The 24,433-nt window shown below is 62.5% G+C and carries 23 protein-coding genes and 1 pseudogene; 17 read left to right on the top strand and 7 right to left on the bottom strand.

From position 1 onward, the window contains the following. Position 1: 1 nt before the first annotated feature. The gene (gene tyrS, locus FJ970_RS21805) at positions 2-1,255 is read right to left on the bottom strand and encodes a tyrosine--tRNA ligase (RefSeq protein WP_140755236.1); all 1,254 of its coding nucleotides are present in this window, start codon (positions 1,253-1,255) and stop codon (positions 2-4) included. Between the two features lie 321 nt (positions 1,256-1,576). Here tyrS and FJ970_RS21800 point away from each other — a divergent pair, with 321 nt between their 5' ends. From FJ970_RS21800 to FJ970_RS21785, 4 genes are read left to right on the top strand one after another with little or no spacing between them, the layout of a single operon-like run. Beyond that, positions 1,577-2,311 carry a glycosyltransferase family 2 protein gene (locus FJ970_RS21800; protein ID WP_140755234.1) on the top strand — a complete coding sequence of 245 codons (735 nt, stop codon included), beginning with the start codon at positions 1,577-1,579 and terminating at the stop codon, positions 2,309-2,311. Next, entirely contained in the window at positions 2,304-2,636 is a 333-nt protein-coding gene (locus FJ970_RS21795) for a lipid-A-disaccharide synthase N-terminal domain-containing protein (RefSeq protein ID WP_140755232.1), read from the top strand. Before FJ970_RS21800 ends, FJ970_RS21795 begins: the two co-directional genes overlap by 8 nt. A gap of 38 nt (positions 2,637-2,674) precedes the next feature. After that, positions 2,675-4,324 (top strand): ArnT family glycosyltransferase, encoded by a 1,650-nt coding sequence (locus FJ970_RS21790; RefSeq protein WP_181178254.1) that lies wholly within the window; start codon positions 2,675-2,677, stop codon positions 4,322-4,324. A gap of 25 nt (positions 4,325-4,349) precedes the next feature. Next, the gene (locus tag FJ970_RS21785) at positions 4,350-5,171 is read left to right on the top strand and encodes a phosphatase PAP2 family protein (protein WP_140755230.1); all 822 of its coding nucleotides are present in this window, start codon (positions 4,350-4,352) and stop codon (positions 5,169-5,171) included. A 104-nt stretch (positions 5,172-5,275) separates the two neighbouring features. Here FJ970_RS21785 and FJ970_RS21780 read toward each other — a convergent pair whose 3' ends face one another. After that, a complete protein-coding gene (locus FJ970_RS21780; protein ID WP_027028091.1) occupies positions 5,276-5,950 on the bottom strand; it encodes an alpha/beta hydrolase in 675 nt (224 codons plus the stop codon). Positions 5,951-6,204: 254 nt separating this feature from the next. On the opposite strand from FJ970_RS21780, the gene FJ970_RS21775 reads away from it, so the two are divergent. From FJ970_RS21775 to sufA, 10 genes and pseudogenes are all read left to right on the top strand, one after another. Further along, entirely contained in the window at positions 6,205-7,365 is a 1,161-nt protein-coding gene (locus FJ970_RS21775; protein WP_140755228.1) for a cysteine desulfurase family protein, read from the top strand. A gap of 215 nt (positions 7,366-7,580) precedes the next feature. Beyond that, the gene (sufB, locus tag FJ970_RS21770) at positions 7,581-9,098 is read left to right on the top strand and encodes a Fe-S cluster assembly protein SufB (protein WP_140755226.1); all 1,518 of its coding nucleotides are present in this window, start codon (positions 7,581-7,583) and stop codon (positions 9,096-9,098) included. Continuing rightward, entirely contained in the window at positions 9,095-9,511 is a 417-nt protein-coding gene (locus tag FJ970_RS21765) for a hypothetical protein (protein WP_140755224.1), read from the top strand. Before sufB ends, FJ970_RS21765 begins: the two co-directional genes overlap by 4 nt. Positions 9,512-9,877: 366 nt before the next feature. Beyond that, positions 9,878-10,633 carry a Fe-S cluster assembly ATPase SufC gene (gene sufC, locus FJ970_RS21760; protein ID WP_140755222.1) on the top strand — a complete coding sequence of 252 codons (756 nt, stop codon included), beginning with the start codon at positions 9,878-9,880 and terminating at the stop codon, positions 10,631-10,633. Between the two features lie 40 nt (positions 10,634-10,673). After that, the gene (gene sufD, locus FJ970_RS21755; RefSeq protein ID WP_140755220.1) at positions 10,674-11,942 is read left to right on the top strand and encodes a Fe-S cluster assembly protein SufD; all 1,269 of its coding nucleotides are present in this window, start codon (positions 10,674-10,676) and stop codon (positions 11,940-11,942) included. Between the two features lie 5 nt (positions 11,943-11,947). Beyond that, positions 11,948-13,192 carry a cysteine desulfurase gene (locus tag FJ970_RS21750; protein WP_140755218.1) on the top strand — a complete coding sequence of 415 codons (1,245 nt, stop codon included), beginning with the start codon at positions 11,948-11,950 and terminating at the stop codon, positions 13,190-13,192. A gap of 5 nt (positions 13,193-13,197) precedes the next feature. Further along, positions 13,198-13,590, top strand: coding sequence for an SUF system Fe-S cluster assembly protein (locus FJ970_RS21745; protein WP_027143659.1), 393 nt, complete (start codon positions 13,198-13,200; stop codon positions 13,588-13,590). Between the two features lie 58 nt (positions 13,591-13,648). Then, positions 13,649-13,861, top strand: a pseudogene (locus FJ970_RS33930) (DUF4375 domain-containing protein); the annotation flags it as partial. Positions 13,862-13,953: 92 nt separating this feature from the next. Continuing rightward, a complete protein-coding gene (locus FJ970_RS33685; protein ID WP_265336192.1) occupies positions 13,954-14,085 on the top strand; it encodes a hypothetical protein in 132 nt (43 codons plus the stop codon). 85 nt (positions 14,086-14,170) lie between these two features. Further along, the gene (gene sufA, locus FJ970_RS21735; protein WP_140755214.1) at positions 14,171-14,551 is read left to right on the top strand and encodes a Fe-S cluster assembly scaffold SufA; all 381 of its coding nucleotides are present in this window, start codon (positions 14,171-14,173) and stop codon (positions 14,549-14,551) included. Between the two features lie 101 nt (positions 14,552-14,652). On the opposite strand, the gene FJ970_RS21730 is transcribed toward sufA, so the two are convergent. Then, positions 14,653-15,150, bottom strand: a complete 498-nt coding sequence (locus FJ970_RS21730) for a GFA family protein (RefSeq protein WP_140755212.1) — start codon at positions 15,148-15,150, stop codon at positions 14,653-14,655. A 91-nt stretch (positions 15,151-15,241) separates the two neighbouring features. Between FJ970_RS21730 and FJ970_RS21725 the strand changes: the two genes are divergently transcribed. Continuing rightward, complete coding sequence (locus tag FJ970_RS21725) at positions 15,242-15,565, top strand: TfoX/Sxy family protein (RefSeq protein ID WP_140755210.1); 324 nt, start codon at positions 15,242-15,244, stop codon at positions 15,563-15,565. Positions 15,566-15,753: 188 nt separating this feature from the next. Here the strand turns inward: FJ970_RS21725 and FJ970_RS21720 are convergent, their stop codons facing one another. Next, on the bottom strand, positions 15,754-16,671 hold the full coding sequence (locus tag FJ970_RS21720; RefSeq protein ID WP_140755208.1) for a pseudouridine-5'-phosphate glycosidase: 918 nt from the start codon (positions 16,669-16,671) through the stop codon (positions 15,754-15,756). 57 nt (positions 16,672-16,728) lie between these two features. Then, positions 16,729-17,673 (bottom strand): carbohydrate kinase family protein, encoded by a 945-nt coding sequence (locus tag FJ970_RS21715; protein ID WP_140755206.1) that lies wholly within the window; start codon positions 17,671-17,673, stop codon positions 16,729-16,731. 302 nt (positions 17,674-17,975) lie between these two features. On the opposite strand from FJ970_RS21715, the gene recA reads away from it, so the two are divergent. Next, positions 17,976-19,076, top strand: coding sequence for a recombinase RecA (gene recA / locus FJ970_RS21710; RefSeq protein WP_013895892.1), 1,101 nt, complete (start codon positions 17,976-17,978; stop codon positions 19,074-19,076). Between the two features lie 272 nt (positions 19,077-19,348). Beyond that, positions 19,349-22,015 carry an alanine--tRNA ligase gene (gene alaS / locus FJ970_RS21705; RefSeq protein WP_140755204.1) on the top strand — a complete coding sequence of 889 codons (2,667 nt, stop codon included), beginning with the start codon at positions 19,349-19,351 and terminating at the stop codon, positions 22,013-22,015. 304 nt (positions 22,016-22,319) lie between these two features. Here alaS and FJ970_RS21700 read toward each other — a convergent pair whose 3' ends face one another. Continuing rightward, positions 22,320-22,946 (bottom strand): glutathione S-transferase family protein, encoded by a 627-nt coding sequence (locus tag FJ970_RS21700; protein WP_140755202.1) that lies wholly within the window; start codon positions 22,944-22,946, stop codon positions 22,320-22,322. A gap of 78 nt (positions 22,947-23,024) precedes the next feature. After that, positions 23,025-24,236, bottom strand: a complete 1,212-nt coding sequence (locus tag FJ970_RS21695) for an NADP-dependent isocitrate dehydrogenase (protein ID WP_140755200.1) — start codon at positions 24,234-24,236, stop codon at positions 23,025-23,027. Positions 24,237-24,433: the final 197 nt, after the last annotated feature.

The following is a 24,433-nucleotide window of genomic DNA, read 5'->3' as shown; positions in this document are numbered from 1 at the left end:
CTCAGGCCGGCCGCACCAGGATGTGTTTTTTCTTGCCCAATGAAAGCTTTACGACATTTTCCGGACTCAAATCCTGAAGCGTGACCAGTCGACGGTCGTCGCTTACCGGCTGGTCGTTCAGGCGCACGGCGCCGCCCTGGATGTGCCGTCGTGCCTCGCCATTGGATGAAGCCAACCCAGCGCTGACCAACAGCGACAGGATGCCGACGCCGGCTTCGAGAGCGGCCTTGTCCGTCTCGACGGTCGGCAACGTGTCGGCGAGCGCGCCTTCCTCGAAGGTCTTGCGCGCCGTCTCGCTGGCCTGTTCGGCGGCCGCGCGGCCATGCAGATGGGCGGTGATCTCGGTAGCGAGGATCTTCTTTGCCTCGTTGATCTCGGAGCCGCCCAGCCGCTCGAGCCGTGCGACCTCGTCCAGTGGCAGCGTGGTGTAGAGTTTCAGGAAACGGGCAACGTCGGCATCCTCGGTGTTGCGCCAGTATTGCCAGAATTCGTAGGGGCTCAGCATCTCCGGATCGAGCCACACCGCGCCCGAGGCCGACTTGCCCATCTTGGCGCCGGACGAGGTGGTGAGCAGCGGCGTGGTCAGTGCGTAGAGTTGCGCATCCTCCATGCGGCGGCCGAGATCGATGCCGTTGATGATGTTGCCCCATTGGTCGGAGCCGCCCATCTGCAGGCGGCAGCCGAGGCGCTTGTAGAGTTCGACGAAATCATAGGCCTGCAGGATCATGTAGTTGAATTCGAGGAACGACAGCGATTGCTCGCGATCGAGCCGCAACTTGACGGAATCGAATGCAAGCATGCGGTTGACGGAAAAGTGCCGGCCGACATCGCGCAGGAAATTGACGTAGTTGATCTCCATCAGCCAGTCGGCATTGTTGATCATGACCGCGTCGTTCGGACCGCTGCCGAATTTGAGGTAGGGCATGAAGTTGCGGCGGATGCCGGCGAGATTGGCGTCGATATCCGCGGGCGTCAGAAGCTTGCGCGCCTCGTCCTTGAAGGAGGGGTCGCCGATCATCGACGTGCCGCCGCCCATCAGCGCGATCGGCCGATGGCCGGTCTGCTGCAGCCAGTGCAGCATCATGATCTGGATCAGCGAGCCGGCATGCAGGCTCTTGGCCGTGGCGTCGAAGCCGATATAGGCCGTCACCGTTTCCTTGGCGAAAACAGTGTCGAGGCCGGCATCATCCGAGGTCTGGTGGATGAAGCCGCGCTCGCTCATCGTGCGCAGGAAATCGGATTTGAAGGCAGGCATGTTTTCTTTCCCGAAGCGTACGCCCGGTCCGTCGCGGGCATATGTGAACGCGCGCGTTTAGCACCCAAGCGCGATCAGCAAAAGTGGATTCCGGTTTTGCGCCGGATCGCGCGCCAACCAAGAGTTGGCGATGAGCAAAAGTGGATTCCGGTTTGCGGCCGCGCGGATGGTGCCCGCGGCGATCCGGCTGCGATGCTTGCTTCATCGTTTCGGCTGGCGTAATGAGGCGCCGCGCCAAAAGGTTCTTGCAGCCCACGACCTCAAGCGGCACCGCACGGCATCCACAAAATGCCATATCCGACGACAGAGCCCCGACGCGACATGCCGGACGCATTGATATCCATTGTCATTCCTTGCAGGAACGAGGCGGCAAACCTGCCGCTGCTGATCGATGAGATCGAGGCGGCGATGGTTGGCCGCGACTTCGAACTGATCATCGTCAATGACGGCTCGACCGACGAGACCGCTGCCGTGCTATCCGAACAGGCCGCGCGTCGCCCGTTTGCGCTACGCGAGTTGCGGCATCAGAAGTCCGCGGGCCAGAGCCTCTCGGTGCGTTCGGGCGCCTGGGCGGCACGGGGCGGCATCGTCGCGACCATCGACGGCGACGGCCAGAACGATCCGCAATACATTCCGGTTCTGGTCGATGCGCTGCGCCAGGCCGGCCCCGATTTCGGCGCCGCGCAAGGGCAGCGCCTCAAGCGTCGCGACAGCAAGGTCAAGCAATTGGCGTCGCGTTTTGCCAACTGGCTGCGAAACGCCATCCTGCATGACGAGACGCGCGACACCGGCTGTGGCCTGAAGGCGGTTCATACCGATATCCTGCGCAAACTGCCGTTCTTCGACGGCACCCATCGCTTCGTTCCAGCCCTGGTCATCCAGGAGGGGTATCGCGTCGTGCATTGCGACGTGGTCGACCGCTCGCGCCGGCACGGCAAATCGAATTACGGCATTTTCGATCGCGGCCTGCAGGGCGTGCTCGATCTCTGTGGCGTCTGGTGGTTGCGCCGCAGGCGCCGCAGAATGCCAAAGATAGAGGAAATCAGGCGTGGTTAACGTGCTTCAGGAATTGGCGACCTGGCTTCACCAGGTCTTCATCATGCAATTCGACGCATGGGTGCTGCTCGGCTTCATCGCCCAGTTCTTCTTCACCATGCGCTTCGTCGTGCAGTGGCTCGCCTCGGAAAAGGCCAAGCGCAGCGTCGTGCCGGTGGCCTTCTGGTTCTTCTCGCTGTTCGGCGGCGGCCTGCTTCTGATCTATGCCATCCAGCGTCAGGATCCGGTGTTCATCGCCGGGCAGGCCATGGGCATGTTCATCTACATCAGAAATCTCTGGCTGATCGCCAATGAGCGCAAGGCGGCGATGACCAAGGTCGATTGAGCAACCGCCCAAAAAGAAATGATCGGAGAGGCTCAAAAATGGCGTTGAACAGGAACTACATCTTCCTCTTCCTGTTCAGCCTGGCGATGACGGCTTCGGGGCTGGCTTCCATGCCGCCGATCGACCGTGACGAGCCGCGCTTCGTCCAGGCCACCAAACAGATGGTCGAGAGCGGCGACTATGTCGACATCCGCTTTCAGGAGACCTCGCGCTATCAGAAGCCGATCGGGATCTACTGGCTGCAATCGGCGGCCGTGGCGCTGAGCGGGCAGGGAGCCGAGGCACCGATCTGGGTCTATCGCACGGTTTCGGCACTTGGCATTGCCATTGCCGTGCTGGCGATTGCCTGGACAGGGACCAATCTTTTCGGTGCCAATGCCGGCCTCGCGGCCGGCCTGGTGATGGCCGCGATCTTCGCCACGGCTTTCGAGGGCCGCGACGCCAAGACCGATGCGATGCTGCTGGCCTGCTGCGTGGCGGCGCAAGGCGCGCTGGGGCAGATCTATCTCGCATCGCGCCGCAATGAACCGGTCGCCGGCCATCTCTGGTGGATCTTCTGGATCGCGCAAGGGGCCGCGATCCTGATCAAGGGGCCGATCGCGCCGCTACTGTCCGCGTTGACCATCGCGGCGCTGTTCGCCTTCGAGCGCGATGGGCGCTGGCTCTCGAAACTCAGGATTGGGCGCGGCTTGCTGCTTATCCTGGTGATTGCGCTGCCCTGGCTTGCCGCGATCACCTGGAAGAGCCACGGTGCTTTCCTGCAGCAGGCCGTCGGCAAGGACATGCTCGGCAAGGTCGCGTCAGGCGCGGAATCGCACGGCCTGCCGCCCGGCTTCTATATGCTAACCTATTCGCTGTTCATGTGGCCATTCGGCCTGATCGCGGTCGGCGCTGGCCTGCAGGCCCTCAACCGTCTGCGCGACGATGTCAGGCTGCGCTTCTGCCTCGCCTGGTACATTCCGTTCTGGCTCGTCTTCGAACTCATTCCCACCAAGCTGCCGCATTATGTCCTGCCGGCCTATCCCGGCATGGCGCTGCTGATCGGCTGGCTGCTGACATTGGAACCGCAGGATGCCAATGCGCCGCTCAGGCGCTGGCAGCAATGGTTGTGGTGGTCGACCGCATTCGGTCTTGTCGTGGTCAGCCTTGGCCTGGCGGCGGTCTGCATCGGAGCGCCGATCTACCTTGCCCACACTTTCTCCTGGTGGAGCATTCCGGCGGCCGCAGCCGCGCTCGGCGCAGGCTATTTCGCTTTTTCGCGGCAGTTGCAGGTGCCGCTGCCCCGCATCGGCGCCACCGCAGCCTGTGCGGGTATCGCCTACGCCTTGCTGTTCGGGGTCATCGCCCCGTCGCTGAAGCCGATCTGGCTGAGCCCGGCGATCAAGGAAGCGGTGCGCGCCAACAAACCTTGCGACACGACCGTGCTGGCCTCGGCGCGCTATCAGGAGCCGAGCCTGGTGTTCCTGGTCGGCACGAAAACGGTGCTGACCGATGTCGGTGGCGTGGCGGAACATCTGCTCGCCGATCCTGCTTGCTCCTTGGGCCTGGTGCCGATCGGCGACGAACAGAAATTGAATGGCATGCTGTCCGTGCAAGGCAAGTCGGCGAACCGCCTCGCCGAAGTCGACGGCCTCAACTATTCGTCGGGAGACAAACTGTCGCTCGGTCTCTACGGTATAGCGCAATGATTTCAATGATGGGGTCGAGTTCCCAATGCTCGTGAAATCGCGTCCTCCAGTTTCCAGATCGCTCCTCGGGATAGGACGCCGATCCCTCGGCAATTTTCGCGACACCCTGCAGATCGCAAGACGGCGCCTTGCCGTTCGCCCGGCTCGCTATCCCAACATTTCGTGGTGGGCGTGGGGCCTGGTCTGGGTCTTTCTGACGGCAGCGGCCTTTGTCCGTCTCGATACGCCGGCAGGGGTGGCGCATGGTCAATGGTCGCCTGATGTGGCCAGGCTTGCCGAGTTCTTCACGCAATTCGGACTGGGCGGCTGGTATCTCATCCCGTCCGCGCTGCTGCTTGTGGCGGCCAATCTGACGGATTGGCGAAGCCTTTCGCGGCGCGCGCTGATGCTGGTCTACAGTTGGACTTGTCTGGCTTTCCTGGTGCTGAGCGCCGTTGGCCTGTCCGGCCTAACCGTCAATGTCCTGAAATATGCCATTGGCAGGGCCCGCCCGCTCTACTTCCAGGATTTCGGCGTCCTTGCGCTGCACCCTTTTGCCTTCGATGCGCGCTTTGCCGGCTTTCCGTCCGGCCATGCCACGACGATGGGTGCCGTGTTCGGTATCCTGCTGCTTTTGTTCCCGCGACGTTGGTACATCGCTTTGGCGGTCACGGCCTGCGTCGCCTCGACCAGGGTCTTCGTCGGCGCGCACTATCCGAGCGACACCGTTGCCGGCTTCGGCCTCGGCTGCGCCTTCGCGTTGGCGTGCGGACTGGTCTTTGCCAGGCTTGGCTTCATCTTCCGTCCGGCACCTTCAGGATTGCCGGTCCGCAAGCCATCGTTCCGGCTTATTGCCCCTGAAAAATAGGTCGCTGCCGGACCATCAGCACGGCGGCAAGACACAAGACACATGTCGAGGAGGCGGGCATTGCCCGCCCGCTCATAGCCCGGGGATACGGATCGCCTGATGTCTTAGCGCAGCCGTTTCGGCCGCGGATCGGACAATTCTCCCGCCAGCCGGCGATCGAGATAGTCGGCGCATTCCTCGATCAGCACATCGGCGTCGTTGGCAAAGAAATGGTTGGCGCCGGGCAGGGTCTTCTGCGTGATGGTGATGCCCTTTTGCGTATGCAGCTTGTCGACCAGGCCTTGCACGTCCTTCGGCGGCGCCACCTTGTCGGCGTCGCCATGGATGATCAGGCCCGAGGACGGGCAGGGTGCCAGGAACGAGAAATCATAAGTGTTGGGCTGCGGCGCGATCGAGATGAAGCCTTCGATCTCGGGCCGGCGCATCAGGAGCTGCATGCCGATCCACGAACCGAAGGAATAGCCGGCCACCCAGCAGCTCTTGGAATCCGGATGCAGCGACTGCACCCAGTCGAGTGCGGCTGCCGCGTCCGACAACTCGCCGGTGCCGTGGTCGAACTCGCCCTGGCTGCGGCCGATGCCGCGGAAATTGAAGCGCAGTGTGGTGAAGTCACGCTTCTGGAACATGTAGAAAAGGTCATAGACGATCTTGTTGTTCATCGTGCCGCCGAACTGCGGGTGCGGATGCAACACGATGGCAATCGGCGCGCTCTTTTCCTTCGAGGGCTGGTAGCGTCCCTCCAGGCGGCCAGCCGGACCGGTAAAAATGACCTCAGGCATGAAATACTCCACGTGACATATACAAGTGCGCGGCACCCGGAACTCTTCCTCTGGCCGCGCTTCCACAGACCTTGACGCAGGGCGAGCGTCTTCCTAGAAGCTAGTTTAGAATTGTTCAAAACTGGGTGGCCGAAACGCGATCGCCCGGTCGCACTCGCCGCAAGCCGCGTAAATAGGACGGCTTGCCTTGGAATTTCAAGGAAATAACGCCATACGTCGCCGGAATGGCGTCGGACGGGAAGAACTGGACGAAAATGGCCGCGATACGCGCCTATCTCGACTATAATGCCAGTGCACCGCTGCTTTCAGCGGCGCGCGAGGCCATGGTCGCGGCGTTTGACGCAGCCAACCCCTCGTCGGTCCATGCCGAGGGGCGTGCCGCGCGCAGGCTGGTCGACAATGCCAGGCGCGACGTGGCGGCATTGGTCAACGGCAAGGCTGAGCATGTCGTCTTCACCTCGGGCGCGACCGAGGCTGCCTCGACGCTTCTGACGCCGGACTGGCGGATGGGGCGCGGCGCCATTCGCATGAGCCGGCTCTACGTGTGCGAGGCCGACCATCCGTGCCTGCTGAATGGCGGACGCTTCTCGGCGGACCTGGTGACTCGGATCGGTGTCGGCGCTGATGGCATCGTCAGTCTCGACGCCTTGACGGCGGCGCTAGGCGGTCACGACAAGGCCTATGGCTTGCCGCTGGTCGCGATCCACGCCGCCAACAACGAAACCGGCGTCATCCAGCCGATCGATCGCATCGCGGAGATCGTCAGGGCGGCGGGCGGCATTCTTGCCGTCGACGCCGTCCAGGCCGCGGGCCGCGTTTCCATCGATATGTCGGCTGGATACGCCGACTATGTGATTCTGTCCTCGCACAAGATCGGCGGCCCCAAGGGCGCTGGCGCCATCGTTGCCGCCGCCGACCTGATGATGCCGAGGCCGCTGATCAATGGCGGCGGCCAGGAGAAGGGCCACCGTGGCGGCACCGAGAACCTGCCCGGCATCGCCGGTTTTGGCGCCGCCGCGCGAGAAGCCCTGGCCGGACTGAACGCCATCGGTGCCGTGCGTCAGCGTCGCGATGCGGTCGAAACGTCGATCAAGACGCTGGTGCCGGATGTGGAAATCTTCGGAGCCGGCGCACCAAGGCTTGCCAACACGACATTCTTCGCTATTCCCGGCGTCAAAGCCGAGACCGCCCAGATCGCCTTCGATCTGGCGGGCGTGGCGCTTTCCGCCGGCTCCGCCTGCTCGTCGGGCAAGGTTGGGCCGAGCCATGTGCTGAAGGCCATGGGGTACGGTGACAGCCTTGGCGCCTTGCGCGTGTCGGTCGGTGCCGCGACCGGAGCCGAGGACATCGAACTGTTCCGCGCCGCGCTGGCAGGCATTGCCGCGCGCCGGGCGGGTAGAGAGAAAGCCGCGTAGCGGTTTGAGCATCGGACCGAAAATCCGATGCTTGAGAAAAACGGATTTGGGCTTCGGCCTGGTAGAGCCGTGCGTTTCATGCTGGCCGGGTGAATTTCCGGTCGAGGCGCACTATATTGAACTTACGCTGCCGCGGACGCTGCTCGGCGTCCAATCGGCGGTGCCATAGTTTGAAAACTGTCGGGCCTTGACCCCGGCGTGGATGGAGAACGCATATGCCTGCTGTGCAGGACACGATCGATCGGGTCCGAAAGATCGACGTCGACCAATACAAATACGGATTCCAAACCGAGATCGCTGTCGACAAGGCTCCCAAGGGCCTGAGCGAAGACATCATCCGTTTCATTTCGGCCAAGAAGGACGAACCGTCCTGGATGCTGGAATGGCGCCTCGAAGCCTATCGGCGCTGGCTGACGCTGGAAGAGCCGACCTGGGCGCGCGTCAACTATCCCAAGATCGATTTCCAGGACATCTACTATTACGCGGCGCCCAAAAGCACGCCCGGACCGACTTCGCTCAGCGACGTCGATCCCGAGATATTGAAGGTCTACGAGAAACTCGGCATTCCGTTGAAGGAGCAGGAGATCCTCGCCGGCGTGCAGAAGACCGACGTCTCGGAGCTCGAGGAAATCAGCGACAACGTCTACAAATCGGGCCGCGTCGCCGTCGACGCCGTGTTCGATTCCGTGTCCGTCGTCACCACCTTCAAGAAGGAGCTGGCGCAGGCCGGCGTCATCTTCTGCTCGATCTCCGAAGCCATCCGCGAGCATCCTGAGCTGGTCCAGAAATATCTCGGTTCGGTCGTGCCGACCTCCGACAATTTCTACGCGACGCTGAATTCGGCCGTGTTCACCGACGGCTCGTTCGTCTTCGTGCCCAAGGGCGTGCGCTGCCCGATGGAGCTGTCGACCTACTTCCGCATGAACGAGAAGAACACCGGCCAGTTCGAGCGCACGCTGATCATCGCCGAGGAGGGGGCCTACGTCTCCTATCTCGAGGGCTGCACGGCGCCGCAGCGCGACGAGAACCAGCTTCACGCCGCAGTGGTCGAACTGGTCGCGCTCGACGACGCCGAGATCAAATATTCGACCGTGCAGAACTGGTACCCCGGCGACGCCGAAGGCAAGGGCGGCATCTACAACTTTGTCACCAAGCGCGGCGACTGCCGTGGCGACCGTTCGAAGATTTCGTGGACGCAGGTCGAGACCGGCTCGGCGATCACCTGGAAATATCCGAGCTGCATCCTGCGCGGTGACGATTCCTCTGGCGAGTTCTATTCGATCGCCGTTTCGAACGGCTACCAGCAGGTCGACTCGGGCACCAAGATGATCCATCTCGGCAAGAACACGTCGAGCCGCATCATCTCCAAGGGCATCGCCGCCGGCTTCTCGCAGAACACCTATCGCGGCCAGGTCTCGGCACACCGCAAGGCGACCAACGCCCGCAACTTCACCAATTGCGACTCGCTGCTGATCGGCGACCAGTGCGGCGCGCACACCGTGCCCTACATGGAAGCCAAGAACTCGACGGCGCAGTTCGAGCATGAGGCGACGACGTCGAAAATTTCCGAGGACCAGAAATTCTACGTCATGCAGCGCGGCATTCCGGAAGAGGAAGCGATCGCGCTGATCGTCAACGGCTTCGTCAAGGATGTCATCCAGCAGCTGCCGATGGAATTCGCGGTAGAGGCGCAGAAGCTGATCGGCATCAGCCTCGAGGGGAGTGTCGGGTGAGTGACGACGAGGCAGAGAACGGTCCGCCGTTGGTGGCACGCGTCCACCAGTTTGACAGGGATTCTGGTGAGCTACCCGACGACTATCGGGCCAAACTCGATGAGCAGATTTGCGGAGAAGTGGCAACGTCGCTTGGAAATTACCTTCGAAGCTTTGCTGCCGAAAGCAAGGTCGCCGTCAGTATCGAAGTCGGAGCCAACCGAATTAGCGCTGGGCGCGAAGACGGCACGGAGTTGATGATCCAAGTCTACGGTCCTGAGATTTTTGAAATCACCAGGTGGCCGAATCCCGCCGACGCCGTCGAGGATGGAATTATGCGATTTGACTTGGCAGCTGAACTTGAAAGCGGCGTCGCCGTTACCCTAGCCCGGCGATATGTAGTTAACGGAACGATAGAGCAAGAGAATGCTTGAAATCAAAAACCTGCACGCCCGCATCGTCGATGACGGCACCGAGATCATCCGCTGGCAGGCGCAGCGGTTTTCGTGATGAGTTTCGGCCTGTCCTTCTGGCGGTTCACCATCCTGCAGCGCCGCCACATCGACTACTCGATCAGCTACGACGACTATTTCAGGGAAGGGAAAAATGCGTAGCCGAAAGTTGATAGCTGTTGGGCTCGTTTGCTGGGTGGCCACCGCCGTGTTGGCTGTGTGCCTTGTTTGGCAGAAGCCGGACGCTTTGACTGGCGACGACGTGGCGCCAATTCACCAGTTCAAAATCAAAACCAACTGACTGCATAGAAACATCGACCGCCGTATCGTGTACTAGAAAGAACGAAAATGCTTGAAATCAAGAACCTGCACGCCCGTATCGTCGATGACGGCACCGAGATCATTCGTGGTCTGGACCTGACGGTGAAAGCCGGCGAGGTCGCGGCCATCATGGGCCCGAACGGCTCGGGCAAATCGACGCTCTCCTACATCCTCGCCGGCCGCGAGGACTATGAGGTGACCGACGGCGACATTCTCTACAACGGCCAGTCGATCCTCGAAATGGACCCGGCCGAACGCGCCACATCAGGCATCTTCCTCGCCTTCCAGTATCCGATGGAGATACCGGGCGTCGCGACCATGGAATTCCTCAAGGTGGCCATGAACGAGCAGCGCAAGGCGCGCGGCGAGGAGCCGCTGAAGATCCCGGATTTCCTCAAGCGCGTGAAGGAGGCAGCCGCCTCGCTCAGCATGGACATGGCGATGCTGAAGCGGCCGCTCAATGTCGGCTTCTCCGGCGGCGAGAAGAAGCGCGCCGAGATCCTGCAGATGAAGCTGCTTGAGCCAAAGCTCTGCGTGCTCGACGAGACCGATTCCGGTCTCGACATCGATGCGCTGAAGATCGTCTCGGACGGCGTCAACGCACTGCGCTCGCCGGAGCGCGCCATAGTCGTCATCACCCACTACCAGCGCCTTTTGGAGCACATCGTGCCGGACAGCGTGCACGTGCTCTACAGGGGCCAGGTCATCAAGTCGGGCGACAAGTCGCTGGCGCTCGACCTCGAGGCCAACGGTTATGCCGGCGTGATCGGCGAAGCCGCGTGAGATGCCAAGTCATTTTGTGCCAAAAGACAGGGCGACACTGATGAACATGCATACACAACCGCAGCGCACACCGGCCGAGACGGCGTTGATCGACGCGTTCGGCGACCGGCTGTCGCTGCTGCCGGGCGACGGCGCGGTGATGCTGAAGCGCGACGACGCCATCGAGGCGGTCAAGCACGGCCTGCCGACGCGGCGCATCGAATCCTGGCATTACACCGATCTGCGCCGGCTGTTGAATGCGGTGCCGGACTTCGATCCGGCCGCCGCCGCGAAAGCCATCGCGCCAATCGTCGACGGTTCGACGGTTCTGAGCCTGTTGAACGGGGTGTCGAGCGCCAAGGCGCCGGTCGTCGAAGGCGTCAGCGTCCAGCGCCTGTCCGAAAAGCTGACCGATGGCAGCATTGCGCCGGGGCTCGATCCCTATGGCAGCGACGATGCCATCGGTGCGTTGAACACCGCCTTCGTCGCCGACGGCTATTTCGTCGACATCGCCGATGGCACGGAGCTGGAAAAGCCGATCGAGCTGCAGAACCTGCAGGCCGGCGGCCAGACCCATGTGCGCCTGCCGGTACGGGTCGGCACCGGCGCCAAGGCGGTCATCGTCGAACGCCAGGCCGGCGAGGGCGCGGCGCTGACGAGTTCGGTCAGCCAGCTGGTGCTCGGCGAGGGCGCCGAGGTGACGTGGCTGATCGTCCAGGAGCAGCCGGAGACGGCAACGCATCTGGCGCAGTTTAAGGCCCATATCGGCAAGGATGCGAAACTGACGCTGTTCGTCATGAACGCCGGCGGCAGGCTGGTGCGCCAGGAGATCATGGTCAAGACGACGGGCGAAGGCGCCGATTTCAAGCTGCGCGGCATCAACCTTCTGGCTGGCGACACCCACACCGACGTCACCATGGTGCTCGACCATTCGGTGCCGCACACGACGTCGACCGAGGTCATCCGCAATGTGGTGACGGGCAAGGCTCGGGGCGTGTTCCAGGGCCGCATCAACGTCCACCAATACGCGCAGAAGACCAACGCCAAGATGGCCTGCAACACGCTGCTTTTGTCCGACGACGGCGAGTTCTCGACCAAGCCGGAGCTCGAAATCTTCGCCGACGACGTCGTCTGCGGCCATGGCGCGACGGTCACCGAGATCGACCACGACCATCTGTTCTACCTGATGGCGCGCGGCGTCGACGAAAAGAGCGCGCGGGGGTTGCTGGTCAAGGCGTTCGTCGCCGAGGTGATCGAAGAACTGGACGACGAGGCGATCGTCGAGGCGCTGGAAGCGCGGCTCGATGAGTGGTTTGTGACGCACGGGTGATCCTGATGAACGCTCCAGGCAAGATCGGAGATTTCTACGACGTCGAGGCGATCCGCCGCGACTTCCCGATCTTGTCGCGCGAAGTCTATGGCAAGCCGCTCGTCTATCTCGACAATGGCGCCTCGGCGCAGAAGCCTCGGGTGGTGCTCGATACCATCCAGCATGCCTATTCCCAGGAATATGCCAACGTCCATCGCGGCCTGCATTTCCTCTCCAATGCCGCTACCGATGCCTATGAAAAGGCGCGTGAGACAGTGCGCCGTTTCCTCAACGCGCCAAGCACCGACAACATCGTCTTCACCTCGAACACGACCTCAGCGATCAACACCCTCGCCTATGGCTATGGCATGCCCAATATCGGCGAGGGCGACGAGATCGTGCTGTCGATCATGGAGCACCATTCCAACATCGTTCCGTGGCATTTCATCCGCGAGCGCCAGGGCGCCAAGCTGGTCTGGGTGCCGGTCGACGATCTCGGCGTCTTCCACATCGAGGAATTCGAGAAGCGCCTGACCGACAAGACGAAGCTCGTTGCCATCACGCAGATGTCGAATGCCCTGGGCACGGTGACGCCGATCAAGGAGATCGTCCGCATTGCCCATGCGCGCGGTATCCCGGTGCTGGTCGACGGCAGCCAGAGCGCCGTGCACATGCCCATCGACGTGCAGGACCTCGATTGCGATTTCTTCGTCTTCACCGGCCACAAGGTCTACGGCCCCTCGGGCATCGGCGTGCTTTATGGCAAGAAGGATATTCTCGCCGGCATGCGTCCCTTCATGGGCGGCGGCGAGATGATCGAGGAGGTGACGGAAGACGTCGTCACCTACAACGAGCCGCCGCACCGCTTCGAGGCCGGCACGCCGCCGATCGTCCAGGCGATCGGACTGGGCGCCGCGCTCGACTACATGGACTCCGTCGGGCGTGAGCGCATCGCGGCACACGAGGAAGACCTCAAGAATTATGCCCATGAGCGCCTGCGCGCCATCAATTCGCTGCGCATCTTCGGCGATGCGCCTGGCAAGGGCGCCATCATCTCCTTCGAACTGCAAGGCATTCATGCCCATGACGTATCGATGGTGATAGACAGGCAAGGCGTGGCTGTCCGTGCCGGCACCCATTGCGCCCAGCCGCTGTTGAAACGCTTTGGCGTAACCTCCACATGCAGGGCATCGTTCGGCATGTATAATACCAGGGCCGAAGTCGACGCTTTGGCAGAGGCGCTTGAAAAAGCGCGCAAGTTTTTCGGGTGACGACCATGGATGATGTGAGCACCACCACCGAAGCTACGCCGGAAACCGCCGGCAACAGCGTCGTATCCGCCTCGGCCATCCCGGCGGATGAACTGGCGCGGCTGACCGATGACATCGTCTCGGCGCTGAAGACGGTCTACGACCCGGAAATCCCGGCCGATATCTACGAGCTCGGCCTCGTCTACAAGATCGACGTCGAGGACGACCGATCGGTCAAGATCGACATGACGTTGACCGCGCCCGGCTGCCCGGTGGCCGGCGAAATGCCAGGCTGGGTCGAGAACGCCGTCGGCGCGGTCGAAGGCGTGTCCGGGGTCGAGGTCAACATGACCTTCGATCCGCCCTGGACGCCCGACCGCATGTCCGAAGAGGCGCAGGTCGCGGTGGGCTGGTATTGAGGGGCTGCAGGTGGAGGAATGGGAGACAAACGTTCCCGAATTCGTGCCGCCTGCAACCATGAAACTAATGCAGCGCTGGGGTGGTGACAGATTCCTGCAAGCCTTGGACAAGGCAACCGAGTTTCATGCATTTCTGAGCGAACTCCCGTCTGACGTTGCCGACGTCCTCTGTGCGGATTTGCTACATGGCGACGTCATGAACGGGGGCTTCGATCAATATTTTCAGAACTCGTTCGGGATAACGATCGAGCGAGCTATCCCGGCTATGCAGGCGTTTGGCCTAGCGAATCATGCGGAAGCTGCCACGCGTGCGCTGATGGTTTTCGGTGGGGACTTTCCCCTCGCAAGGCACGGATGGATAGAATGGACGAACTGCCAGAGGCGGCATTCGACGATGCAACTGATCGATTCTATGCCGCCGAGGATAATCACGCGACAGGAATGCATGCCGTTCTGGAGCGCGCAGCCGAGCAGTTGTTGTCCAGGCAAAAGTGAACAAGCTTGCAGCGCCCCGAAATGTTCACCATCTTAGGTGAGAATGATCCACGGGCCTTGGACCCGCGCGAAATTGGAGAATGACATGGGACGCTTTGCCGTCATCACGATGACCGAAAAGGCCGCCGACCGGGTGCGCGAGATCGTCGCCACGCGTGACAGTGCGCACGGCATTCGCCTCGGCATCAAGAAGGGCGGCTGCGCCGGCATGGAATATACGGTCGATCTGGTGACCGAGCCCAACGCCAAGGATGACCACATCGAGCGCGACGGCGCCCACGTCTATGTCGCGCCGGAGGCCGCCCTTTTCCTGTTCGGCACCGAGATGGATTTCGAGCAGACGACGCTGCGCACCGGCTTTACCTTCCGCAACCCGAACCAGAGCTCGGCATGCGGCTGCGGCGAATCGGTCGAATTGAAGCCAGCCGATCTGAAAGCCTTGGCCGAGGCGCGCGCTTCGGCCTAGCCTTCCTTCGCCCCGTTTGCGGGGAGAAGGTGGCCCGAAGGGCCGGATGAGGGGCAGCGCCTGCCTCTCAGAATTTGGCGCCGCCCCCCATCTACCTGCCGCTACTTCACCCACATTTTCGTCCGCTTGTGCCAGTCGGCGATCGATTCCTCGGGATAGACGTCGAACACCTTGTCCTTCGGCCCGACATCGGGCTCGACCCAGTTCGCCTTGTATTTCAGCATCAGATGCACCTTTCCGGGCGGCTTCGGCAGGTCGCTGTCGATCGCCGAGGCGAAAGGATGCACCAGTTCCGGCCAGGTCGGGTCGTAGAGCCAGAGCGCTGACCCGCATTTGCGGCAAAAATTGCGCTCGCCGGTCGAGATCTCGCAGTGGGGATGCTCGTCGTCCTCGATCTCGGCGCGATAGACGCCAAGGTTTCTCTTGCCCCGGATGTTCAGCGTCGCGTTGTCGGCGCCGAGATTGATGGCAAAACCGCCGCCGCCCTGCTGCTTGCGGCAGATCGAGCAGTAGCACAGCATGAACGGCACGGGCGTGTGGCTTTCCACTTCGAAACGCACGGCGTTGCAGCGGCAGGATCCCTTGAGCAGGACAGGCATGGCAAAAAACTCCGACAGGATAGCCTCAACCTGTCAGCATGATTTTGGTTGCGGCGATGACAAGGCCAAATGCCGGTGACATGATCGCGGCATGGACAATGAACGCATCGCCGAACTGTTCGAAGGCCTCGGTCCGGTCAGCATCCGAAAACTGTTCGGCGGCAAGGGCATCTATTTCGACGGCGTCATCGTCGCCATCGTGCTGCGCGGCGAATTGCTGCTGAAAGCCGACGAGCAAAGCGCGCCCGACTTCGAAGCCGCGGGTTGCCGGCAGTGGACCTACACCGGCACGCGCCACGGCAAGCTGGTGGCTATGCCCTACTGGAGCATTCCCGACAGCGCTTTCGACGATCCGGACGAAATGACGGTCTGGGCACGCCGCGCCTATGAGGCGGGGCGCCGCGCCGGGAGGTAGATTCCCGTGAGCGCGAGGCAGCCCCCTCATCCGGCCGCTTCGCGGCCACCTTCTCCCCGAGGGGAGAAGAGGTCGACATCGGCGCTAGCCAGTTCCTCTCCCTTCGGGGAGAGGTCGGATTGCCCCGAATTGCTCTTTTGCAATTCGGTCTTGGCAATCCGGGTGAGGGGGACCTTCGTCGCGAGAAACTACAGCGCCTTCGCTATCCGCGCCGCCAGCCTTGCATTGTTCTCGACCAGCGCGATGTTGGTCTTCAGGCTGCGGCCGCCGGTGAGCTCGAGGATTTTTCCCAGCAGGAACGGCGTCACCGCCTTGCCGGTGACGTTGAGGGCTTCGGCCGCCTTCTGCGCGGCTTCGATGTAGCCGGCCATTTCTTCAGCGGGGATTTCATGGTTTTCCGGCACCGGATTGGCGACCAGCAAGCCGCCGCTGAGCCCCAGAGCCAGGCGCGTCTGGTAGAAATGCGCGATGTCTTCCGGCTTGTGCAGGGTCAACGGCGCACGGAACGGCGACTGCCGTGACCAGAAGGCCGGCATCGTCTCGCAGCCATGGCCGATGACGGGCACGCCGCGCGTTTCCAGCACCTCCAGCGTCTTCTCGATGTCGAGGATCGCCTTGGCGCCGGCCGAGACGACGATGACCGGCGTGCGCGCCAGCTCATCGAGGTCGGCCGAGATGTCGAAACTCTTTTCCGCGCCCTTGTGCACGCCGCCGATGCCACCGGTGGCGAACACCTTTATCCCGACCATGTCAGCCGCGATCATCGTGGCAGCGACCGTGGTGCCGCCCGTGCGTCCCTGCGCGACGGCGAAGCCGAGATCGGCACGCGACAGCTTCATGGCGTCACCCGTCATCGCCAGCGATTCGCGCTCGCCGTCGGAGAGGCCGATCTTGATGCGGCCGCCAATCACGGCGATCGTCGCCGGCACCGCGCCGCCGTCACTGATGATCTTTTCGACATTGGCGGCCATGGCGCCATTGTCGGGATAGGGCATGCCATGGGTGATGATGGTGCTTTCGAGCGCCACCACCGCACGGCCGGCCGCCAGGGCCTGCGCCACCGGTGCGTGGATATCGATGAAAGGGCGGGCGGTTTCTGGCGTCATCTCTGATCTCCAATCCGGAGTGCGGCGCATCCACTGCGCTCTATGAATTTGCCGGTCTCATGCCACTTCCCTGGCATCCGGCACAAGGGCCAGCGCCTCCGCGAAGCTCGCCGCGGTGAATTCGGGCACGGCGTTGGCGCTTTCAATGGCCAACGTTGCCGCCGCGACGCCTTCGCGCAGGGCCTGGCGCAACGGCAGGCCGCGCAGCAGTGCCGCGACCGTCGCGCCCGCCAGCGCGTCGCCGGCGCCGGTGACATCGGCGACCTTTCTGGGAGCAGGCGGCACGATCGAAAAGGCGCCTGTCTCATCGAAACCCAGCACGGGGCCGCTGCCTGCCGTGATCACGCCGCTGGCAAGGCCGCTGCATCGCAAGCCGTCGATCATTTCCCGCTCGGCGGCACTTGCATTGACGTCGGCCAGTACAACGGCCTCCCGTCGGTTCATGAAGAGCTGAGCCAGCCCGCCGAGCACCGGTATCAGCCGCGTCACCTTGGCCGGCGAAATCGCGATGGCGAAAACCGGTTTGCCGGCGGCGAGCGACAGCAGCCCCTCCAGTGCGGCCGACGGCAGGTTGGCGTCGCACAGGATGGCATCGGCGGCAGCCACTTCCTGGCGTATCTTGGAACGCCGGATCTGCTTGGGAAAGGCCAGGTCGTACAGCGCCATGTCGGCAAAGCCGACGATCAATTCGCCTTCGCGATCGATCAGTGCCGTGTAGCTCGGCGTGGTACGGTCGAGGAACACCGCCGACAGGTCGACGATGCCTGCCTCGGCGATGGCCCGTGAAACCGTATCGGCTGACGCGTCGCCGCCGCGCACCGAGAGCAGCGATGCGGAGAGGCCGCGCCGCACCATGCTGCGCAACGCATTGAAGACGCCACCGCCGACATCCTCGCGCATCGTGCCGGGATTGGAGGCCGCCGGCACATAGGGGCCGGACACCTGGCCACGCCGGTCGATATGGGCGCCGCCCACGGCCAGTATCTCTAGGGATTCCATCATGGCGGCGATATGACCTTTGTTGTTGCAGACGCACAAGCGCTACAATGCGCGACAGAGCTTCGCATGCAGGACGGCGATTCGGCCGGGCGATAGGATCGAGCCGTCTGGCCCAATGCGGAGCCTGTTCCTGCCCGGGCGGAGCCCTCTCCTGCCCGGGGTTGCGAGACAAAAAAAGAACAAATTGGGATATCGCTTGTTTTTCAGTTGGTTGTCACCCCTTGCCAAATGAGAACAAAAAAGGTACAAAATGGCAGGGATTACGGATTGTCCGGCCTTCATTGACGACCAAGGGGTGATGTATCATGGCTCAGAATTCTTTGCGGCTGGTAGAGGATAAGGCAGTGGACAAATCAAAGGCTCTGGATGCGGCGCTGTCGCAAATCGAGCGGGCTTTCGGCAAGGGCTCGATCATGCGGCTCGGCGCCAACGAGCAGGTCGTCGAGATCGAAACGGTGCCGACCGGCTCGCTCGGCCTCGACATCGCGCTCGGCGTCGGCGGCCTGCCGCGCGGCCGCATCATCGAAATCTACGGGCCGGAAAGCTCGGGCAAGACGACGCTGGCCCTGCACACCGTGGCCGAAGCCCAGAAGAAGGGCGGCATCTGCGCCTTCGTCGACGCCGAGCACGCGCTCGATCCGGTCTACGCTCGCAAGCTCGGCGTCGATCTTGAGAACCTGCTGATCTCGCAGCCCGACACAGGCGAGCAGGCGCTGGAGATTTGCGATACGCTGGTCCGTTCCGGCGCCATCGACGTGCTGGTGGTCGATTCGGTGGCGGCGCTGACGCCGCGCGCCGAAATCGAGGGCGAGATGGGCGATTCGCTGCCCGGCCTACAGGCCCGTCTTATGAGCCAGGCGCTGCGCAAGCTGACCGCCTCGATCTCGCGCTCCAACACCATGGTCATCTTCATCAACCAGATCCGCATGAAGATCGGCGTCATGTTCGGTTCGCCCGAGACGACGACCGGCGGCAACGCGCTGAAATTCTACGCCTCGGTGCGCCTCGACATCCGCCGCATCGGCTCGGTCAAGGATCGCGACGAGGTGGTCGGCAACCAGACCCGCGTCAAGGTGGTCAAGAACAAGCTGGCGCCGCCCTTCAAGGTGGTCGAGTTCGACATCATGTATGGCGAGGGTGTCTCCAAGACCGGCGAACTGGTCGATCTCGGCGTCAAGGCCGGCGTGGTCGAGAAGTCGGGCGCCTGGTTCTCCTACAATTCGCAGCGTCTCGGCCAGGGCCGCGAGAATGCAAAACTGTTCCTGCGCGACAATCCCGATACCGCGCGCGAGATCGAACTGGCGCTCAGGCAGAATGCCGGGTTGATCGCCGAAAAATTCCTCGAAAATGGTGGCTCTGAAGGCAATGGCGACGACGGTTTCGAGGACGAAGCCGGCGCGATGTAGGGTAACGGCCAGAGTTTGGCCATAAAACCAGCCTATTATCTGATGCTTAAGTAACAGAGTTCTGTAGTATCGCGTTCCAAACCGCCGGCCTTCGCGCCGGCGGTTTTCGTTTGCGCGTCCGCGCAAATGCCGGTGCAAAGCGCGAATTGGCCCAATTCCGTGTTTCTGGACAGGGTCAAGAGCTACGGCTAAAAGGCCAACTCCATCTTCTAGAAAACACAGAGCCATCTCCCGCCGGTCCGGCCGGCGGTTCTCTCGAAAAGGCAGTATCCATGAGTGGCGTGAACGAGATCCGGTCGACCTTTCTCGACTATTTCCGCAAGGAGGGCCATGAGGTCGTGGCCTCGAGCCCGCTCGTGCCGCGCAACGATCCGACATTGATGTTCACCAATGCCGGCATGGTGCAGTTCAAGAACGTCTTCACCGGTTTGGAGAAGCGGCCCTATTCGCGTGCCACCACGGCCCAGAAAAGCGTTCGCGCCGGCGGCAAGCACAACGATCTCGACAATGTCGGCTATACCGCGCGCCACCTGACCTTCTTCGAGATGCTCGGCAATTTCTCCTTCGGCGATTATTTCAAGGAGCGCGCCATCGAGCTTGCCTGGAACCTCATCACCAAGGAATTCGGGCTGAAGAAGGACAAGCTGCTCGTCACCGTCTACCACACGGACGACGAGGCGGCCGGCTTCTGGAAGAAGATCGCCGGTTTCTCCGACGATCGCATCATCCGCATCCCGACCTCCGACAATTTCTGGGCGATGGGCGACACCGGACCCTGCGGCCCGTGCTCGGAGATCTTCATCGACCGTGGCGAGCACATCTGGGGCGGCCCTCCCGGCAGTCCGGAGGAGGATGGCGACCGGTTCCTCGAATTCTGGAACCTGGTGTTCATGCAGTATGAGCAGGTGACGAAGGAGGAGCGGGTCGACCTACCGCGCCCGTCGATCGACACCGGCATGGGACTGGAGCGCATGGCCTCCATCCTGCAAGGGGTGGAGAGCGTCTTCGAGACCGACCTGTTCCGTCATTTGATCGATGTGGCGTCCTCCGCGCTTGGGCGCGCGCCCGATGCGGAAACGGTTGCGTCCTACCGCGTCATTGCCGATCATCTGCGCTCGTCCTCCTTCCTGGTCGCCGACGGCGTGCTGCCGTCGAATGAAGGCCGCGGCTATGTGCTGCGCCGTATCATGCGCCGCGCCATGCGCCATGCGCAGTTGCTCGGCGCCCGAGATCCATTGATGTGGAAGCTGGTACCGGCGCTGGTGCGCGAGATGGGCCAGGCCTATCCGGAACTGGTGCGCGGCGAAACGATGATTGCCGAGACCCTGAAACTCGAGGAGACACGGTTCCGCAAGACGCTGGTGCGCGGCCTCGGGCTGCTCTCCGAGGCGACGGAGAAGCTTGGCGCCGGCGACATGCTGGATGGCGAGACGGCCTTCAAGCTCTACGACACCTATGGCTTCCCGCTCGACCTGACACAGGACGCGCTGCGGCAGCGCAGCATTTCGGTCGATCTTGCCGGCTTCACCAATGCGATGGAGCAGCAGAAGGCGGAAGCGCGTAAGCACTGGGCCGGATCCGGCGAGGCGGCCACCGAAACGGTCTGGTTCTCCGTGCGTGAAAAGAACGGTGCAACCGAGTTCCTCGGCTACGAAACCGAGCAGGCTGAGGGCCTCATCCAGGCGCTGGTCAAGGACGGCAAGACCGTCGACAGCGCCGCCAAGGGCGATGCGGTCGCCGTGGTCGTCAACCAGACGCCGTTCTATGGCGAATCCGGCGGCCAGATGGGCGACACCGGCGTTATCTCGGGTGAGGGGTTCTCGGTCGAGATCTCCGATACACAAAAGAAGGCCGATGGTCTGTTCGTGCATCTGGGCAAGGTGATCGCAGGCACGGTCAAGACGGGTGCCGCGGTCGAACTGAAGGTCGATCATGCCAGGCGCTCCAGGCTACGCGCCAACCATTCAGCGACGCATCTGATCCACGAGGCGCTGCGCGAGGTGCTGGGCACCCATGTCGCGCAAAAAGGCTCGCTGGTCGCGCCCGAGCGCCTGCGCTTCGATATCTCGCACAACAAGCCGATTTCGGCCGAGGAGCTCGATGAAGTCGAGCGCATGTCCAACGAGATCGTTGTCCAGAACAGCCCGGTCACCACGCGCCTGATGTCGGTCGACGACGCCATTGCCGAGGGCGCGATGGCGCTGTTCGGAGAGAAGTATGGCGATGAAGTGCGCGTTGTCTCGATGGGCACGGGCCTGCATGGCGCCAAGGCCAATCGGCCCTATTCGGTCGAACTGTGTGGCGGCACGCATGTCAGGGCGACCGGCGATATCGGCCTCGTGCGCATCGTCTCGGACGGTGCGGTCGCCGCAGGCGTGCGCCGCATCGAGGCACTGACAGGCGAAGCCGCGCGAAAACATCTCGACGAACAGGACAGGCGGCTGAAGGCGGCCGCCGCCACGCTGAAGATCTCGCCGGCAGATGTGCCAGCGCGCGTCGAAGCGCTGCTCGAAGAACGCAAGAAGCTCGAGAAGGACCTGACCGAAGCGCGCAAGAAGCTGGCGCTGGGCGGCGGGTCGCCTGCCGATGCGCCAGCCGCCAACGAGATCGTCGCTGGCGTCGGCTTCCTCGGCAAGGCGGTTTCCGGCGTATCACCAAAAGATCTGAAGCCGCTTGCCGACGCCGGCAAGACTTCGCTTGGCTCTGGCGTCGTCGTCTTCGTTGGCGCTGGCGAGGACAACAAGGCGAGCGTCGTGGTCGCCGTCACCGATGATCTCGTCAGCCGCTTCAGCGCCGTCGACCTGGTACGCGTGGCCTCCGCCGCATTGGGCGGGCAGGGCGGCGGTGGCCGCCCCGACATGGCCCAGGCCGGTGGCCCGGATGCGTCAAAAGCCAATGATGCGATCGCCGCGGTAAGGGCGGCGCTGGAGGCAGCCTGATTGATTGTGGTTGGGCAATCGCTTCAGGGCGAATTGTTTTGTATTGAGGGGTGGCGCTGCCCCTCATCCGCCTGCCGGCACCTTCTCCCCGTATAGTGACGGGGAGAAGCGATCTATGGCGCACTCGGCACTTTCTTCTGCAACGCTGGCGATTTGGCGAAACCATCGATGACATCGTCCTTCTCCCCGTCACTATACGGGGAGAAGTGCCCGGCAGGGCGATGAGGGGCAGCGCTGGCGTCGACGGGTCCGCAAGCGATCGGCCTGCTTCTAGGGCGGGACGACGATTGCGGCTGTCGCCGGATCAACCGGCCTTCGCGGTATGCGCGAAGCTCGAACGAGCGGCGATGCGCTCATACCAGTCGCTTATAGCGGCGAACTGGGCGAGAAGCTCGCGCCCCTCGCTGACCTTGACGAAATAGCCAATCATCGCCGCCGCATGCAGGTCGGCCAAGGTCAGCTGGTCGCCAAGCAGCCAAGGCCCTTGTGCCTTCAGCGACGTCAGCACCTTGAGCACTGTTTCGGCTTGCCGCAGGCCAGAGGCGATCAAGCTCTCGTCGGGCTCCGCCTTCTCTAGCCGCTCGACCGCGACGTCCCAGACCATCGACCGGTATCCATAAGCATCGAGCATGCCGATGATCTGGTTCATCCGCGCACGACTGCGCGGGTCCGTCGGCTGCAGCGCCGGACCGTCGAACGCCTCGTCGACATAGCGCGCGATCGCGCTAGTCTCGAACAGGCGAAAGCCGTCATGCTCGAAAGCCGGGATGCGGCCGAACGGGTGGTGTTCGAGGTACCAAGCGGGAATGCCCTCGGAGGCGAAGATGTCGAGCGGCACCAGCTCGTAGTCGATGCCTTTTTCCTCCAGCGCCATCCGCGCGATGCGCACATACACACTGTAATCCGCGCCGTAGAGGATTGGCTTGGTCATGCTGTCGGCCCTTCGCTTTCGCCGGCCCTAAAATGCGAAGGCTCCTTTCGGAGCCTTCGCATTTGGAACTACGGGTACTTACGCCATCGCCTTCTGCAAATTCTCGTCGATCTTGTCGAGGAAGCCGGTGGTCGAGAGCCAGGGCTGGTCGGGGCCGATCAAGAGCGACAGGTCCTTGGTCATGAAGCCGCTCTCGACGGTCTGGATGCAGACCCTTTCCAGAGTCTCGGCGAAGCGCTTCAGTTCGGCGTTGTCGTCGAGCTTGGCGCGGTGCGCTAGGCCACGCGTCCAGGCGAAGATCGAGGCGATCGAATTGGTCGAGGTTTCCTCGCCCTTCTGATGCTGGCGATAGTGGCGGGTGACGGTGCCGTGCGCGGCTTCGGCTTCGACGGTATTGCCATCCGGCGTCATCAGCACCGAGGTCATCAGGCCGAGCGACCCAAAACCCTGCGCAACCGTGTCGGACTGCACGTCGCCGTCATAGTTCTTGCAGGCCCAGACATAGCCGCCGGACCATTTCAGGCTCGACGCCACCATGTCGTCGATCAGGCGGTGTTCGTACCACAGCTTCTTCGACTTGAACTCGGACTCGAATTCCGCCTCGTAGACCTCCTGGAAAATATCCTTGAAGCGGCCGTCATAGGCCTTGAGGATGGTGTTCTTGGTCGACAGGTAGACCGGATAGTTGCGCAGCAGGCCGTAGTTCAGCGACGCCCGGGCGAATTCGCGGATCGACTCGTCGAGATTGTACATGGCCATGGCGACACCGGCGCCGGGCGCGTCGAACACGTCGTGCTCGATCACCTGGCCGTCCTCGCCGACGAACTTGATTGTCAGCTTGCCCTTGCCGGGGAAGCGGAAATCGGTGGCGCGGTACTGGTCGCCGAAAGCGTGACGGCCGACGATGATCGGCTTGGTCCAGCCGGGCACCAGGCGCGGCACGTTCTTCATGATGATCGGCTCGCGGAAGATGGTGCCGCCCAAAATGTTGCGGATCGTGCCGTTGGGCGATTTCCACATCTTCTTCAGCTTGAATTCCTCGACGCGCTGCTCGTCGGGGGTGATGGTCGCGCATTTCACGCCGACGCCGTATTTCTTGATGGCGTTGGCCGAATCGATCGTCACCTGGTCGTTGGTGGCGTCACGATGCTCGATGCCGAGGTCGTAATATTCGAGCTTGAGGTCGAGATAAGGGTGGATCAGCTTGTCCTTGATGAACTGCCAGATGATGCGGGTCATCTCGTCGCCGTCGAGTTCGACGACCGGGTTCGCCACCTTGATCTTCGCCATGGAAAGAATGCCTCGTTGCTGGGAATGGGACGGCCTTGCCCGCGTGGCGTTGGCCGGGGGATGCCGCCCCTATATCAAAGCGCTTTTGGCCACGCAAACGGCGATCGGTCACGAATTGAAGGCCATGGCCGCCTTCATTTGCGAATGCTTCATTTTCGCGGCCGAATATGGCAGGGGACGCTGAAATGCCGCAAACA

The sequence above is a fragment of the Mesorhizobium sp. B2-1-8 genome, from assembly GCF_006442545.2.
In the GTDB taxonomy this organism is placed as follows: Bacteria; Pseudomonadota; Alphaproteobacteria; order Rhizobiales; family Rhizobiaceae; genus Mesorhizobium.
This window is presented reverse-complemented; position numbering and strand designations above follow the sequence as displayed.

Excerpts from the sequence above, each read along its gene's own strand:
- tyrS (WP_140755236.1), bottom strand. The coding sequence starts at position 1,255 with ATGCCTGCCTTCAAATCCGATTTCCTGCGCACGATGAGCGAGCGCGGC.
- FJ970_RS21800 (WP_140755234.1), top strand. The coding sequence starts at position 1,577 with ATGCCGGACGCATTGATATCCATTGTCATTCCTTGCAGGAACGAGGCG.
- FJ970_RS21790 (WP_181178254.1), top strand. The coding sequence starts at position 2,675 with ATGGCGTTGAACAGGAACTACATCTTCCTCTTCCTGTTCAGCCTGGCG.
- FJ970_RS21785 (WP_140755230.1), top strand. The coding sequence starts at position 4,350 with ATGCTCGTGAAATCGCGTCCTCCAGTTTCCAGATCGCTCCTCGGGATA.
- FJ970_RS21780 (WP_027028091.1), bottom strand. The coding sequence starts at position 5,950 with ATGCCTGAGGTCATTTTTACCGGTCCGGCTGGCCGCCTGGAGGGACGC.
- FJ970_RS21775 (WP_140755228.1), top strand. The coding sequence starts at position 6,205 with ATGGCCGCGATACGCGCCTATCTCGACTATAATGCCAGTGCACCGCTG.
- sufB (WP_140755226.1), top strand. The coding sequence starts at position 7,581 with ATGCCTGCTGTGCAGGACACGATCGATCGGGTCCGAAAGATCGACGTC.
- sufC (WP_140755222.1), top strand. The coding sequence starts at position 9,878 with ATGCTTGAAATCAAGAACCTGCACGCCCGTATCGTCGATGACGGCACC.
- sufD (WP_140755220.1), top strand. The coding sequence starts at position 10,674 with ATGAACATGCATACACAACCGCAGCGCACACCGGCCGAGACGGCGTTG.
- FJ970_RS21750 (WP_140755218.1), top strand. The coding sequence starts at position 11,948 with ATGAACGCTCCAGGCAAGATCGGAGATTTCTACGACGTCGAGGCGATC.
- FJ970_RS21745 (WP_027143659.1), top strand. The coding sequence starts at position 13,198 with ATGGATGATGTGAGCACCACCACCGAAGCTACGCCGGAAACCGCCGGC.
- FJ970_RS33685 (WP_265336192.1), top strand. The coding sequence starts at position 13,954 with ATGGACGAACTGCCAGAGGCGGCATTCGACGATGCAACTGATCGATTC.
- sufA (WP_140755214.1), top strand. The coding sequence starts at position 14,171 with ATGGGACGCTTTGCCGTCATCACGATGACCGAAAAGGCCGCCGACCGG.
- FJ970_RS21730 (WP_140755212.1), bottom strand. The coding sequence starts at position 15,150 with ATGCCTGTCCTGCTCAAGGGATCCTGCCGCTGCAACGCCGTGCGTTTC.
- FJ970_RS21725 (WP_140755210.1), top strand. The coding sequence starts at position 15,242 with ATGGACAATGAACGCATCGCCGAACTGTTCGAAGGCCTCGGTCCGGTC.
- FJ970_RS21720 (WP_140755208.1), bottom strand. The coding sequence starts at position 16,671 with ATGACGCCAGAAACCGCCCGCCCTTTCATCGATATCCACGCACCGGTG.
- FJ970_RS21715 (WP_140755206.1), bottom strand. The coding sequence starts at position 17,673 with ATGATGGAATCCCTAGAGATACTGGCCGTGGGCGGCGCCCATATCGAC.
- recA (WP_013895892.1), top strand. The coding sequence starts at position 17,976 with ATGGCTCAGAATTCTTTGCGGCTGGTAGAGGATAAGGCAGTGGACAAA.
- alaS (WP_140755204.1), top strand. The coding sequence starts at position 19,349 with ATGAGTGGCGTGAACGAGATCCGGTCGACCTTTCTCGACTATTTCCGC.
- FJ970_RS21700 (WP_140755202.1), bottom strand. The coding sequence starts at position 22,946 with ATGACCAAGCCAATCCTCTACGGCGCGGATTACAGTGTGTATGTGCGC.
- FJ970_RS21695 (WP_140755200.1), bottom strand. The coding sequence starts at position 24,236 with ATGGCGAAGATCAAGGTGGCGAACCCGGTCGTCGAACTCGACGGCGAC.